General features: G+C 64.1%; 12 protein-coding genes. 4 read left to right on the forward strand and 8 right to left on the reverse strand.

The features are described 5' to 3' along the window. Nucleotides 1–57 precede the first annotated feature (57 nt). Nucleotides 58–1,812, reverse strand: coding sequence for a heparinase II/III family protein (locus tag AC07UB_RS11395; RefSeq protein ID WP_494653060.1), 1,755 nt, complete (start codon nt 1,810–1,812; stop codon nt 58–60). Between the two features lie 242 nt (nt 1,813–2,054). Beyond that, a complete protein-coding gene (locus tag AC07UB_RS11400) occupies nt 2,055–3,401 on the reverse strand; it encodes an RsmB/NOP family class I SAM-dependent RNA methyltransferase (RefSeq protein ID WP_494653062.1) in 1,347 nt (448 codons plus the stop codon). Between the two features lie 260 nt (nt 3,402–3,661). Here AC07UB_RS11400 and AC07UB_RS11405 point away from each other — a divergent pair, with 260 nt between their 5' ends. Both AC07UB_RS11405 and AC07UB_RS11410 read left to right on the forward strand, forming a co-directional pair. Then, on the forward strand, nt 3,662–3,880 hold the full coding sequence (locus tag AC07UB_RS11405) for a DUF1674 domain-containing protein (protein WP_492792731.1): 219 nt from the start codon (nt 3,662–3,664) through the stop codon (nt 3,878–3,880). Between the two features lie 125 nt (nt 3,881–4,005). Continuing rightward, complete coding sequence (locus AC07UB_RS11410) at nt 4,006–4,575, forward strand: thermonuclease family protein (protein ID WP_494653064.1); 570 nt, start codon at nt 4,006–4,008, stop codon at nt 4,573–4,575. A gap of 55 nt (nt 4,576–4,630) precedes the next feature. Here the strand turns inward: AC07UB_RS11410 and AC07UB_RS11415 are convergent, their stop codons facing one another. From AC07UB_RS11415 to tsaD, 6 genes are all read right to left on the reverse strand, one after another. Continuing rightward, nucleotides 4,631–5,143 carry a L,D-transpeptidase gene (locus AC07UB_RS11415; RefSeq protein ID WP_492791391.1) on the reverse strand — a complete coding sequence of 171 codons (513 nt, stop codon included), beginning with the start codon at nt 5,141–5,143 and terminating at the stop codon, nt 4,631–4,633. Between the two features lie 482 nt (nt 5,144–5,625). Then, nucleotides 5,626–7,578 carry an acetate--CoA ligase gene (acs, locus tag AC07UB_RS11420; protein WP_492791390.1) on the reverse strand — a complete coding sequence of 651 codons (1,953 nt, stop codon included), beginning with the start codon at nt 7,576–7,578 and terminating at the stop codon, nt 5,626–5,628. Between the two features lie 201 nt (nt 7,579–7,779). Further along, a complete protein-coding gene (locus AC07UB_RS11425) occupies nt 7,780–8,478 on the reverse strand; it encodes a class I SAM-dependent methyltransferase (protein ID WP_494653066.1) in 699 nt (232 codons plus the stop codon). Continuing rightward, a complete protein-coding gene (locus AC07UB_RS11430) occupies nt 8,445–8,858 on the reverse strand; it encodes an EVE domain-containing protein (RefSeq protein WP_492791388.1) in 414 nt (137 codons plus the stop codon). Before AC07UB_RS11430 ends, AC07UB_RS11425 begins: the two co-directional genes overlap by 34 nt. Nucleotides 8,859–8,871: 13 nt before the next feature. Further along, a complete protein-coding gene (locus AC07UB_RS11435; RefSeq protein WP_492791387.1) occupies nt 8,872–9,852 on the reverse strand; it encodes an NAD(P)H-dependent glycerol-3-phosphate dehydrogenase in 981 nt (326 codons plus the stop codon). A gap of 1 nt (nt 9,853) precedes the next feature. Continuing rightward, nucleotides 9,854–10,939: a tRNA (adenosine(37)-N6)-threonylcarbamoyltransferase complex transferase subunit TsaD gene (gene tsaD / locus AC07UB_RS11440; protein ID WP_492792730.1), complete on the reverse strand. Its 1,086-nt coding sequence runs from the start codon at nt 10,937–10,939 to the stop codon at nt 9,854–9,856. A 204-nt stretch (nt 10,940–11,143) separates the two neighbouring features. Between tsaD and AC07UB_RS11445 the strand changes: the two genes are divergently transcribed. Continuing rightward, nucleotides 11,144–11,902: a uroporphyrinogen-III synthase gene (locus tag AC07UB_RS11445; protein WP_492791386.1), complete on the forward strand. Its 759-nt coding sequence runs from the start codon at nt 11,144–11,146 to the stop codon at nt 11,900–11,902. A gap of 62 nt (nt 11,903–11,964) precedes the next feature. After that, nucleotides 11,965–13,212: a COG4223 family protein gene (locus tag AC07UB_RS11450; RefSeq protein ID WP_492791385.1), complete on the forward strand. Its 1,248-nt coding sequence runs from the start codon at nt 11,965–11,967 to the stop codon at nt 13,210–13,212. The last annotated feature ends 13 nt before the right edge of the window (nt 13,213–13,225 follow it).

Genomic DNA, 13,225 nt, shown 5'->3' on the forward strand with positions numbered 1-13,225 from the left:
TTTGGAGCCCGGCAAAACCTCCAATCCACGGACATTTTGCAACGGACGAGGCAATGCCTACAGCGGCAGTTCCGGCTCGCGGCGGGCGTCGCGGCGGGCATTGGTCACGGTGGCCGACGCCGAGGAGCGGGTGAAGCTCCAGCGGATGCTCGGCGAATCCTTCCGGTTCTGGCGGATCACGATCTGGGCGGTGCGGCGGGGTCCGTCGGATCCGGCCAGAAATACGCTGTCCTCGAGGTCGACCTTGTCGTTCAGCGCCTCGAACGTCCATGCATCGCGATTGGGCAGGACCAGCATCACGCCGCGGGCGTCGCTGAGGCGGCTGGCCTTGACGGACGGATGCAGATGAAACCGCAGCACGTAATCGTCAGGCTTGCTGCGCGTCGAGAAGCCGGACGCATTCAGCAGCGTGTCTTCGCCTTCGAGCCGCCCGCCGTCGGCGGACAGCATCAAGGTGCGCTGATGCACGACGCCGAATTGTTTTGCGTAGGCGTCGTGGGATGTCGTCAGCGTAATGCCGTCATTGGCCGCCTCGCGAAACGCGCCGACGTTCGAGGGGCCGCCGACGATGGGTGAGCCTTGCAGCATTCGTTTCATCGCGGGAAGTTCGATGAACTGGCACGACGAGGTGTCGTGACAGATCAGCGTCGAATGCGCCGCGGTGCTGCGCGCAAACGTGCGCCAGTTATCGCGCCCGGTGGCGGGGATGCCGCAGTTGACGACGATGCGGCTGGTGCCGGACGACAATTCGAAGGACAGACAGCCCGCATGGGCGTCCCGGCTCACCGCTGCCGGTGGCGGCGCCCCGGTGTCGACAATCACGGCGGTGGCGCCGCCATCGAGACGCTGGAAGCCGCTGTGCGGCATGTTCGACATCGGCGTGCCGTGGGTGTCGTCATAGGCAAGCAGTGTCGCCAGCAGTCCCGACGGCGCGCTGCTCATCCCGTTGAACAGCGCGAAGGAGCCGTCGCCGTGACGGAAGAAGCGCAGCATCGGCATCATGCGGTCGATGGCGTTCAGAAGCGCCGGCGGCGGCGCGATATTTCGCGCGGCATAGGTCTGACGCAGCGGCAACAGATCGGGCAGCAGTTCGATCAGTGCGCCCGGATTGCGCGAGATGTGTCCGCCGTCCGGCAGCAATTGCCGCTGCAATTCCTCGGAGAGTTTGCGCGACGAGGTGCGGATGTGTTTGGCCTGATTGGCGAGGCACAGCGAGGCGTAACACAGCGCGATCAGAACCTGGAGGCGCGGCACGCCGTCCGGAATGTCCACCATCGTGTAGCGCAGATAGCGAATCTCGCGCGTGAGACTGCGCAGGAAGCGCCGGTAGAATTTTCCGTCGGCGTCGTTCAGCACCAGAGGCGCCTGCGACAGCAGCGAGATCACGCGCCGCGCCAGCACGTCGGCGCGCCAGCCGACGCCGCGCTTGCGGATCGGGCGAGAAATCCAGTCGTCGATCAGCGAGCGGGCGTTGGCGCGGGTGATGGCGGAATCCGCGGCGCGCAGATGGCGCAGCCAGCCGAAGCCGAGCAGGTTCGCTTCCCAGTCTTCCGACGGCGGATCGAGTTCAAAAATGGATCGTCCGTGCGACGTGACGATCTTGCCTGCGAACACGAAACGTCCGGCGTAGATTTCGGAGGCGCGGGTGGCGTCGACGGTGCGCAGGTCGTTCGGTGCGATCAGCAGCCGGTCGGTGCGGCCGGGCCAGAACCGTGACAGCGCAACCGATTTGCCGCTGGCGCGCGCGAGCACGGACCGGGCCGCGCGGCCAAGCAGAAGGGACGAAATACGTCTTCGATAAGCGACCGCCACGTGCGCCCTGTCCTGATCCCGCTGGCCGAATCGGAAATTGCCCGCCGCCGAACGTGATCGTTCCCCATGAACCGGAGGATTCCTTCCCGAAAGCCGTGCATGCGCGCAACGCGCCGCGCCGCAAAGGAATCTCCGCGCTCTCTTGTAATCCGGAAACGCCGATAAAACACCCCATTGACGCAGGGGAAGGCGCTGCAAACCTTTTCATGGCTTGCCGCGAATCACCCGCATGGGTGATGGGATCAGGATTTGACCAGGCGCGCCGCGTAGAAGCCGTCGAGCCCGCCAAGGCGCGGATCGTCGTGGGCGAGATGGGAGGGCAATGTGCGGATATCGCCCTCTGCCGTCAGAATTTCATCGAGTCCCGCGACTTCGTCCCGGCCGACCGGAACGCGGCGCATTCCCGATTCGGCAGCGAGCAGGCTTGCGACCGCCTGTTCGCCTTCCTCCGGCTCCAGCGAACAGGTGCAGTACACCAGAGTCCCGCCGGGTTTCAGCAGCGCGACGGCTTTTTGCAGCAGGCGCTTTTGCAGCGCCGAAAGCGTGCCGATGTCCGCTTCCTGCTTCAGCCAGGCCACATCGGGGTGCCGCCGGATGGTTCCGGTCGCAGCGCAGGGCGCGTCGATCAGAATGCCGTCGAACAATTCGCCCTCAGGTTGCCACTCGGTCGCGTCGGCGACGGCAGTCTCGGCCGTCAGGCCAAGGCGCGACAGATTGTCCTTCAGCCGCGCGACGCGATTGGGCGAACGGTCGACCGCCGTCACCCGCGCGCCGGCGTGAACAAGTTGCGCGGTCTTGCCGCCGGGCGCGGCGCAGAGATCGGCAATGGACTTGTCTTTGATGTCACCGAACAGCCGGGCCGGTATGGCGGCGGCGGCGTCCTGCACCCACCATTCGCCGTCACTGAATCCGGGAAGCATGGTGACCGATCCGTGCAGCAGCGTCCGCACCGAGCCCGTCACCAGTGTCTCGCCGTGCAGGCGCGTGGCCCAGCCGCCGGAATCCGATTTCACCGTGAGATCGAGCGCCGGCTCGACGCTGATGGCGGCGGCCATGGCGCGGGTGGCGTCTTCGCCGTAAGCCGCGATCCATCGCGCCACCAGCCACGGCGGCAGGTCGAGCATCTGGGATTTCACTTCGTCGATCAGCGGCTGGCCTTCGCGCGCACAGCGCCGCAGCACCGCGTTGACGAGGCCGGCATATTTCGCGGCGCGCCGGTCTGCCTGCACAAGGCGCACCGACAGATCGACGGCCGCATGGTCCGGAACATCCATCCACAGGATTTGCGCGGCGCCGATCAGCAATGCGCTCTGCGCGCGCGGCGCGTCGCTGGGAATGCCGCGATCGAGCAGCCGCGACAGGACATGGCCGAGCGTGCCGAGCCGGCGCAAAATGGTTGCAACCAGCCGGCGCATCAGCGCGCGGTCGCGATCGGAGAGTGTTTTCAGACCGGGATGCGCGCCCGCGCCGTCGAGCTGGTCGTCGAGCATCCGGTGTTTCTGCAACACGCCGTCGAGAATATCGGCCGCTATCCTGCGCGCTGCGAGGCCGGGCACCTCGGTGGGCGGGACAAATCTCGATGGCTTCATGCGTGAAAAACAATCGCTGGCAGGACAACACGGGCGACAAATACGGCGGCGTCACCGTCAGGGCGAGAGATGGCACGCGAATATGCCAAATGTAAGAATTGTGTCGTCTCTGAATCGCCCTGTCTAAAACATCCCGGAAAATGTAAGCCACTTCACATACAACCCGCTCGCGGCGTGATACGGCGTGTCCACGGGTCTTGATCGAAAGCCCGGTCTATCTAGATTGGAATTTCGGCTCTGACCATCCGGGAGTGTCAGCCATGAATGATAACCCGTCTCATTCCAATTCTGTCGATGCCGACCTGGTCGCCGTGCGCAAGCCGCTGTCGCCACAAGCGCAACGTGCGCTTGCCGAGGCCGAGGAACGGCGAGCCAAAACGCAAGCCAGCCAAAGCCCGGCCGAAGTGCAGGGTCCGAAGGGACTGGAACCGACCCGCTACGGCGATTGGGAAAACAAGGGAATCGCGTCGGATTTCTAGAATTCCGGTTTCGGGATCTACGCAGGAATACGGATCAGCCACATCTCCGCTTGCGGGATCAGGAACATTTGCCTTAATCTAGGCATATGTTCCTAGATCGGCCCCTTCATCGCCCGGCGCGGCATATGGCGTCCGCTTCTCCGCCGTGGCTGTTCGGCGTGGTCTTCGTTCTGGGTCTTGCCGCCGGAACCCTGATCCCGGCGCGGGGTCATTTTCCCTGGAATTCATCCCCGGTCCGGCCGGCCACTGCGCCCGCAGACGTCGCCGTCCCGAATTCACCGCCGCCCGCTTTGCCGACGACATGGAGCCGCGACGGCAATCCGGGCGTGCGCCATGCCGTCGAGGTGGTGCGCGTGGTCGATGGCGACACCTTCGAGGCGCGGGTGCATCTGTGGCCCGGACTTGAAATGGTGACGCGGGTGCGCCTGCGCGGCATCGACGCGCCGGAAATGAAAGGCGCGTGCGCGGAAGAACTGCGGATGGCGGAAACTGCAAGTGAAGCGTTGCGCGCGTTGCTCGCCGACGGCGATGTCGCGATCTTCAATATCGGTCCCGATAAATACAACGGCCGCGTGGTGGCCGATGCTGCGACGCGCCGCACGCCGAGCATCTCAGCGGCGCTGCTCGCGTCGGGTCATGCGCGACACTATCAAGGCGGAAAACGCGGCGGCTGGTGTGCGACGGCGGCGCGATGACGAAACAAAAAAGCCGCGCACAGGCGCGGCTTTTCGCATTCAGAGAGTTGGACGATTACCGCGAGGTGACGACCACCGGCGTGCCGACATTGACGCGCTCAAACAAGTCAGTGATGTCCTGATTGTACATCCGCACGCAACCGTAGGAGACATAGCCGCCGACCGAGTTCGGGCGATTGGTGCCGTGAATGGCGTATTCGCCGCCTTCGAGTGTCATCGCAGCGACGCCCATCGGGTTCGACGGCGAGCCGCCGGGGATCACATCGGGAATGCTCGGGTTGTCGCGCTTCACGTCCGCGGGCGGCGACCATGCAGGCTGCCGATACTTGCCGTCGATGCGGGTTGTGCCGGCCCATTGCTTCCCGGCCTTGCCGACGCCGACCGGATAGCGCACGGCGCGACCTTCGCCGAGCACGAGATACAGTTTGCGCTCGTTGGTTTTCACCACGATGGTTCCGGGCGAATAGCCGGCGGGCGACGCTACCAGATCGGGGCGCGCCTGCGCCGCTGTGCCGGAAAAACCAACCGCCATCGTGACTGCGAGAGCCGTCGCCAATTGACGCAACATCACAACCTCCAAACCAAAATGTCTGAGCGCCGCAGGTCTCCGGAGCGTGGAACCTTTGGCCGAATTCGTCACGCCGCCTTGAGGGCAGCGCTTTAGGCGCAGCACCGCGAAGGCAAGACCTTGAAGGAAAGGCCTCAACAGCACCTTTCCGTCTCGTCCAAAGCGCGGATCACGTGCTGATAAAAAGAAAATTCCGGCGGCAAAGTAAATGCCCGGGAAACAACACCCCGGCCCAAACAGGCCGTGGCAGGTGACATTTGCGTGAGCGCCCGGTGCCGGCAAAAGTCCGGAATGAGATCACGGGCATCGTCGGCACACTCGTCATACCGGGCATAGCGGTTCGAAGAACGGCGTCGCTTGCACTTGCCAGTGTCGCGGCTCCCACGTCGCAAAGTCGTCGGAAGGAAAGACGGAGTTGGCCGGAACGGACATGGCCGGGACAAGCCCGGCCATGACGCAGAGTATCAGGGGCCGGCACAGCCTCAGGCAGTGGCCTTCTTGTTCTGCCGGTTATGGACCAGATCATCGACCACGGCGGGATCGGCCAGCGTCGAGGTGTCGCCGAGCGAGCCGGATTCGTCTTCCGCGATCTTGCGCAGGATACGGCGCATGATCTTGCCCGAGCGCGTTTTCGGCAGACCGGGCGCAAACTGAATGAGATCCGGCGAGGCGATCGGACCGATGTCCTTGCGCACCCATGCCACCAGTTCCTTGCGCAGCGTCTCCGTCGGTTCGACGCCTTTCATCAAGGTCACATAGGCGTAAATGCCCTGGCCCTTGATGTCGTGCGGATAGCCGACCACAGCGGCTTCCGACACCGCGTCATGCGCCACCAGCGAGCTTTCGACTTCCGCCGTGCCCATGCGATGACCCGATACGTTGATGACGTCGTCGACTCGGCCGGTGATCCAGTAATAGCCGTCCGCATCGCGGCGGCAGCCGTCGCCGGTAAAGTATTTGTTCTTGTAGGTCGAGAAGTAGGTCTGCTCGAACCGCGCGTGGTCGCCATAGACCGTGCGCATCTGGCCCGGCCACGATTTGGCGATGCAGAGATTGCCGCTGCATTCGCCGTCGAGCACCTTGCCGTCGGCGTCGACGATCTCGGGCGCCACGCCGAAGAACGGCTTGGTCGCCGATCCCGGCTTCTGTGCGATCGCGCCGGGCAGCGGCGTAATCAGAATGCCGCCGGTCTCGGTTTGCCACCAGGTATCGACAATCGGGCAGCGGTCGTCGCCGACCACGCGATGGTACCATTCCCACGCTTCGGGATTGATCGGCTCGCCGACCGAACCCAGCAGGCGCAACGACGCGCGCGAGGTCTTCTTCACCGGCTCATCGCCACCCTGCATCAGCGCGCGGATCGCGGTCGGCGCGGTGTAGAAGATGTTGACCTTGTGCTTGTCGATGACGTTCCAGAACCGCGAGTTGTCCGGGTAATTCGGAACACCTTCGAACATCAGCGTGGTCGCGCCGTTGGCGAGCGGTCCGTAGAGAATGTAGCTGTGGCCGGTGACCCAGCCGACGTCCGCCGTGCACCAGTAGATGTCGCCCTCGTGATAATCGAACACGTATTGGTGTGTCATCGACGCGAACAGCAGATAGCCGCCGGTGGTGTGCAGCACGCCCTTCGGCTGGCCGGTCGAGCCCGAAGTGTAGAGAATGAATAGCGGATCTTCCGCGTTCATGTGCTCCACCGGACATTCGCTCGTCACCATGTCGGCGGCTTCGTGATACCAGACGTCGCGCACCGGGTTCATGTCGATCTTGCCGCCGGTCCGCTTCACGACGATGACGTGATCGACGTTGCCGGTCTTGGCAATGGCCGCATCCACGTTGGCCTTCAGCGGGACCTTCTTGCCGCCGCGCAGGCCTTCGTCGGCGGTGATGATCACCCGCGATTTACAATCGGTGATGCGTTGCGCGAGAGAGTCGGGCGAGAAACCGCCGAACACCACGGAGTGAATCGCGCCGATGCGCGCGCAGGCCAGCATCGCGTAGGCGGCTTCCGGAATCATCGGCATGTAGATGGTGACGCGGTCGCCCTTGGCGACGTTGCGAAGCCGCAGGATGTTCGCCATCTTGCAGACTTCGTCGTGCAATTCGCGATATGTGATCTTTTTCGATTCCGATGGATCGTCGCCTTCCCAGATGATCGCGACCTGATCGCCGCGCTTGTCGAGATGGCGATCGATGCAATTCCAGGCGGCGTTCAGTTCGCCATCCTCGAACCATTTGATCGAAATGTTGCCCGGCGCGAAGGAGACGTTTTCGACCTTGGTGAAAGGCTTGATCCAGCCGAGCCGCTTCCGGGCCTCGTCGCCCCAGAACCCGTTGGGGTCCTTCACTGATCGCGCATACATGTCGCGATACTTGGCCTCATCGATAAAGGCGCGTTTCGCCCACTCAGCGGATACGTTGTAAATCTTGTCGGACATGACTTCTCACTTCCTCCAGCGCCGGCGTTCGCGTCGCGTCATGCGAGCGGGTTTGTTCTTGTTTTTGCTATTATGCGCTTTTGCATACAGCGTGGACAAGCTCAGGTAATTAGGACTTTTGTCGGACTTCGCACTGCAAGATTCCAACCGGCTGAATTTTTGACGTGCGAATCCGGCATGTCTGGATCTTGGTATTCCAGATCACAGCAATTGCCAGACCGCGGTCTGCTTGATTTCAGTATCTTCGAGGTCGCGGGTCACCGGCACGCTGTAGTCGGCGATCCGGCGCAATTTGTCGCGGGGCAAATAGCTGCGGCCGGGGTCGCCGATCAGGACCGCCATGCCGCGTGCCGCATGGGCGGACAAGAAATCGAACGCGCGCTGCGCGGTGTCGCGCTCGTAGAAAATATCGCCCGCCAGAATCACGTCCCATGTTTCGTGGCTCTGGCCTGCGAGCAGGTCGTCCTGGCAGGCCGACAGCGTCACGCCGTTCGCCGCGGCATTGAGCGCCGCCGCCGCACAAGCAAATCCGTCGATGTCGGCGACCGTCACGGATGAAGCGCCCGCCCTCATGGCCGCGATTCCCACAAGACCAGAGCCCGAGGCGAGGTCGAGCACCGATTTGCCGCGCACCAGACTTGCATTGTCGAGCACATAACGCGCCAGCGCCTGGCCGCCGGCCCATGCGAAGGCCCAGAATGGCGGCGGCAACCCGGCCTCGCCGATCTCCTCTTCGGTCTTGTGCCAGAGCGGCACGGCCTCGTCGGCCAGATACAAAACAATGTCCGGCGTCAGCGGCACGGCAAGCAGCCGCGTGTTGGCGCGGATGAAAGCGTCCTTGTCGGGGATCGTGGGCGTGTCGGGTTTCAAACCCCGCCCATCTTGCAGATCAGTTTCCATTCATCCGGCTTCACGCTCTGCACCGACAGCCGCGAGTATTTCACAAGGTCCATCCCGGCCAGCTTCTTGTCGGTCTTGATGGTGTCGAGCGTGACCGGTTTTTTCAGCGGCTTGTCGGCGGCGATGTCGACGCAGACGAATTTTTCCGTCTTGTCGGTCGGGTCGGGATAGTGCTCGCGCACGATCTCGACAATGCCGACGATCTCCTTGCCTTCGTTGGAATGGTAGAAGAAGGCGCGGTCGCCTTTCTTCATCTTCATCATGTTGAGCTTGGCGGTGTGGTTGCGCACGCCGGTCCAGGCTTCGCCCTTGGCGCCTTTGGCGACCTGCTGATCCCAAGACCAGGTGGACGGTTCGGATTTCACGAGCCAGTAATTCATTGTCGCTTCCTGTTTATCCTTCGGACCGGAACGGCCGCGTCAGCAGCATCTCGATCGCTTCATCGACGGTCAGCGCGCCGCCGAGCACGGCCGCCACCGCATTCGCCACCGGCATTTCGATATGCTTCTCGGCTGCAAGTTCAATGAGCACGGGTGCGGTGAATTCGCCTTCGACCAGCTTGCCGCGCGGCGGCGTCTCGCCTCTTCCAAGTGCGATGCCATGGGAAAAGTTGCGCGACTGCGTGCTCGAGCACGATAGCAGCAGGTCACCAAGGCCTGACAATCCGGCGATGGTTTCGGCGCGTGCGCCGCAGGCGAGGCCGAGCCGCATCAATTCGGCAAACCCGCGTGTGGTCAGCGCCGCCAGCGCCGATGCACCGAGCTTCTTGCCCGCAACAATACCCGCTGCGATCGCCAGCACGTTCTTGGCCGCGCCGCCGATCTCGACGCCGCGCACATCGGTCGAGTGATAGGGCCGGAACGTCGCGGACCCAAGCGCCTGCACCAGCGCTTTCGCCAACGCCTCGTTGCCGGTTGCGAGCGTGACCGCGGTCGGCAGTCCGCGCGCGACATCCACGTCGAAACTCGGTCCCGACAGAATCGCGGGCACCGAGCGCAGTGCGACCTCGGCGACGATCTCGGTCATGAATTTGTGGGTGCCGCGCTCGATGCCCTTGGCGCAGACGATAACAGGCGTATCCGGCGCAAGATGCGGCGCGAGCGAAATTGCGGCCTGCCGGAGACTCTGCGCGGGCGTGACCAGCAGCACGGCGCTCGCCTTGCCGGCCTGCGCGAGATCGCTGGTGACGGTGATCGCCTTCGCAAGCTGGATGCCCGGCAGTTTCGGATTTTCGCGCGTCCGCGAAATCGTGTCCGCGATGGCCGGGTCACGCGCGCAGAGAACGACGTCGCGTCCGGCGCGCGCGGCGGCGTTGGCCAAAGCGGTGCCCCATGCGCCCGCGCCGACAATGGAAATGGTTTGATGAGTCATCATATTAGTGTCGCGCCCGTGTGTTGGCGAACTTTGCAGGCGTCGTCGCCGTCTCGTCGAGACGCCAGCGGGCGCGCGGCGCGTACTCCATAGTGTCGGTCATCTTCAGCGCAAGCCGTTCCGCGCCGGCCCATGCGATCATCGCGCCATTGTCCGTGCACAGCGCAGGCGGCGGTATGATCAGCATGGTCTGCGCGCGGGCCGCGATATCATGCAACGCATTGCGGATCGCGAGGTTGGATGCGACTCCGCCCGCGGCGACCAGCGCGCGGGGCGGTCCGAACTGTTCGTGAAACAGCCGCAAGCCGACGCTGATGCGGTCGGCGGTGAGATCCAGCACGGCGGCCTGAAATCCCGCGCACAGGTCGCTGACATCCTGCGGCTCCAGCGGCACCAGCCGCGAGGCTTCGTTGCGCACCGCGGTCTTCAATCCGGACAGCGAGAAATTCGCGTCGGGGCGTCCCATCATCGGGCGCGGAAATGCAAAGCGCGTGGGATCTCCGTGCGCTGCGGCGCGTTCGACCTGCGGCCCGCCGGGATAAGGCAGGTCCAGCATTTTCGCGACCTTGTCGAATGCCTCGCCCATCGCGTCATCGACCGTGGTGCCGAGCCGGACGTATTGTCCGACGCCCAGCACGGCAACGATCTGGGTGTGGCCGCCCGAAGCGAGAAACAGGCAGTAGGGAAATGCCAGCGCCACGGTGAGGCGTGGCGTCAGCGCGTGCGCTTCCAGATGATTGACCGCGATCAGCGGCGTGTTGTGCACCAGCGCGATCGCCTTCGCGGTCGTCAATCCGACAATGACGCCGCCGATCAGGCCAGGGCCCGCTGCTGCGGCGACGCCGCTCAGGTCACTGAAGCCGACGCCGGCTTCCTTCATCGCGGCGCGAATGATGCCGTCCAGCATGTCGACATGGGCGCGCGCGGCAATCTCGGGCACGACGCCGCCGAACGGCGCGTGCTCGTCGATCTGCGAACGCACAATATTGGACAAAATCCGTCCCGATCCGTCGGGCTGCCGTTCGATCACGGCGGCCGCGGTCTCGTCGCAGGTGGTTTCGATTCCCAGCACCAGTGTCGGCTTGCCGATTGCCAATGTCAGTCCTTGCCGTGTTTCAGTTTTCGCCGCGCTTCAGGCCTTGCATTGGCCGCCGATCCGGCGTTTCCCTTTGGGGCGTATTTCCAAAGTTTGCGCGACCAGAACGTCATCTGCCAACCGGGCGTCATTCAAGGGGTTCATAACGTGAAATCGCGAGATGGGCTATGGTTAGCTGACATTTGTGGAGCGCTGTAAATGGCCATTCTTGTGACGCGTCCGGCCCCCGACAACGAGAAGACGGCGGCGGCCCTGCGCGCACGCGGATATGACGCGCTGCTGTCGCCGATGCTGCGCTATGAGGCGATCGCGTTTCACGGAGAGGACGACGCGGCCTATGACGCTGTCGTGATCACCAGCGCCAACGCGATCCGCGCCATCGAAAGCCATCCGTCCCGGATGCGGCTGTTGGGATTGCGGGCCTTCACGGTCGGCGAACATTCGGCGGAGGCTGCGCGGGGCGCGGGCTTTGGCGAGGTGATCAGCGCGAAGGCCGGCGCCCATGCGCTGAGCGCGCTCATCGCAAAGAACGTGACATCCGGAAAACTGAAGAAGGGCGCCACGCTGTGTTATCTCGCGGGCGCGGATCTGGCGCACGATCTTGCCGCCGATCTCGGCGCGCGCGGGTTTACGGTGGTGACGCATACGACCTACCGGATGGTTCCGGTGGCAGGTTTCCCCGCCGGAATCAGCGAGGCCTTCCGCGCAGACGGCGTGGAAGCGGTGCTGCATTATTCCCGGCGCAGTGCACGCGCCTTTCTCGATGCGGCCCGCGCGGACGGCGTCGAGATTTCGGCCTTGGCTTTGCCGCAATGCTGCATCTCCGATGCGGTGGCGGGCATTTTGCGCGAGGCCGGTGCGATGCAGGTGGCGGCGGCGCGCACGCCGGACGAATCAGCCGTTTTCGACGCGCTGGACAGGATCGTGAAAGCGCCGTCCAGAGCGTCGTCGACTTAAGCAGCGTCTGCAGAATCTGCTAGTGTGCCGCGACAGGAAATGAGTTCCGATGGATAGTTTCAATGGATGAAGACAAGCAGGACAAGGCTGGCGCATTGCCGGGGGGCGATAGCGGCAAGCGGAAACCGCCGACCATCGATCTCGCGGCGACGGATGTGACCGAGAGCCCCCGCGCGTCCGATGCGCCCGGGACACCCGGCGCAACCGCGTCGGCTGCGGCGGATTCCGAAAGCGCTGCCGGGACCTCCGGTGAACCGGCGCTCGATCCGGCTTCTGAATCCTCTGCGGAGTCATCGCGCTCCCCATCGCGCGCATCGTCCGTGGTGTTCTCGGCGATCATGTCCGCAATCCTGGGCGGCGTGGTGGCGTTGCTTGTTCTCGGCGGCGCGAAATTCGCAGGCCTGCTCGATCCGCCACCGCCGGCGATGGCGACCGCAACCAAGTCCGATGTCGATGCGCTCGGCACACGGATCGCGAAAATCGAAGCGGATGTGGCGAAGCCTGTGCCCGCGCCCCGGCCGGTTGCAGATCCCGCAATCACCGCGCGTCTCGATTCAGTCGAGAAATCTCTGGCCTCGCTGCGCGGCGAGGTCGCGGCTGTGCGCGGCCAGGGCGAAAAGGTTGCCGCTGCGATCAGCGAGATCAAATCCGCGCCGCCGCAAGGCGTCATGACGGGCGCGCCGCAAGCCGCGCCTGCGATCGACACGTCGGCCATCGAGGAGCGCCTCGGCAAGATCGAACGCGCCACCGCGGCGCTGAGTGCGGCGGCCGCAGCGCCAGTTCCGCAACCGCCTGCTGAAGATCCGAAGGTGCGCAGGCTGGACGCATTGCTGCAACTCGACAAGGCCATGCGTTACGGAGGGCCTTATGCGTCCGAGCTTGCAGCCGCGCGGTCTATCGCCGGCGATTCCGATGCGCTTCGGTCGCTCGCTCCCTTCGCAAATACCGGCATTCCCGATGCGGATACACTGAGCAAGGAATTGCTTGCGCTGCTGCCGCAACTCGCACCGAAGCCCGAAGTGCAGCCCGCGCCGTCCGGCATTATCGAGCGCCTTCAGCAAAGCCTCGCAAAATTGGTGCGCATTCAGCGCACCGATGCGGCGGCCAGCGGCGCTGCGGGTATTATCGCGCGAGCAACAGCCGCGGCGCAACGCAGCGATCCGAACGAGGCGAAGCGGGAGCTCCTGCTGCTGCCGGCGCCCGATCGCGTCGTGGTGCGGCCGTGGATCGCGAAGGTCGAGGGGCGCGACAAGGCGCTGGCGGCATCCGAGCAGTTTACGATGGACACACTGACCGCGATCTCGAAATAGGCGCGATAGGCAG

This window comes from Afipia sp. GW821-FHT04G03 (assembly GCF_059419985.1).

Bases quoted from the DNA above. Each gene is read 5' to 3' on its own strand.
- AC07UB_RS11405 (WP_492792731.1), top strand. From the start codon at position 3,662: ATGAATGATAACCCGTCTCATTCCAATTCTGTCGATGCCGACCTGGTC.
- AC07UB_RS11410 (WP_494653064.1), top strand. From the start codon at position 4,006: ATGGCGTCCGCTTCTCCGCCGTGGCTGTTCGGCGTGGTCTTCGTTCTG.
- AC07UB_RS11415 (WP_492791391.1), bottom strand. From the start codon at position 5,143: ATGTTGCGTCAATTGGCGACGGCTCTCGCAGTCACGATGGCGGTTGGT.
- AC07UB_RS11450 (WP_492791385.1), top strand. From the start codon at position 11,965: ATGGATGAAGACAAGCAGGACAAGGCTGGCGCATTGCCGGGGGGCGAT.
- AC07UB_RS11430 (WP_492791388.1), bottom strand. From the start codon at position 8,858: ATGAATTACTGGCTCGTGAAATCCGAACCGTCCACCTGGTCTTGGGAT.
- AC07UB_RS11445 (WP_492791386.1), top strand. From the start codon at position 11,144: ATGGCCATTCTTGTGACGCGTCCGGCCCCCGACAACGAGAAGACGGCG.
- acs (WP_492791390.1), bottom strand. From the start codon at position 7,578: ATGTCCGACAAGATTTACAACGTATCCGCTGAGTGGGCGAAACGCGCC.
- AC07UB_RS11435 (WP_492791387.1), bottom strand. From the start codon at position 9,852: ATGATGACTCATCAAACCATTTCCATTGTCGGCGCGGGCGCATGGGGC.
- AC07UB_RS11425 (WP_494653066.1), bottom strand. From the start codon at position 8,478: ATGGAAACTGATCTGCAAGATGGGCGGGGTTTGAAACCCGACACGCCC.
- AC07UB_RS11400 (WP_494653062.1), bottom strand. From the start codon at position 3,401: ATGAAGCCATCGAGATTTGTCCCGCCCACCGAGGTGCCCGGCCTCGCA.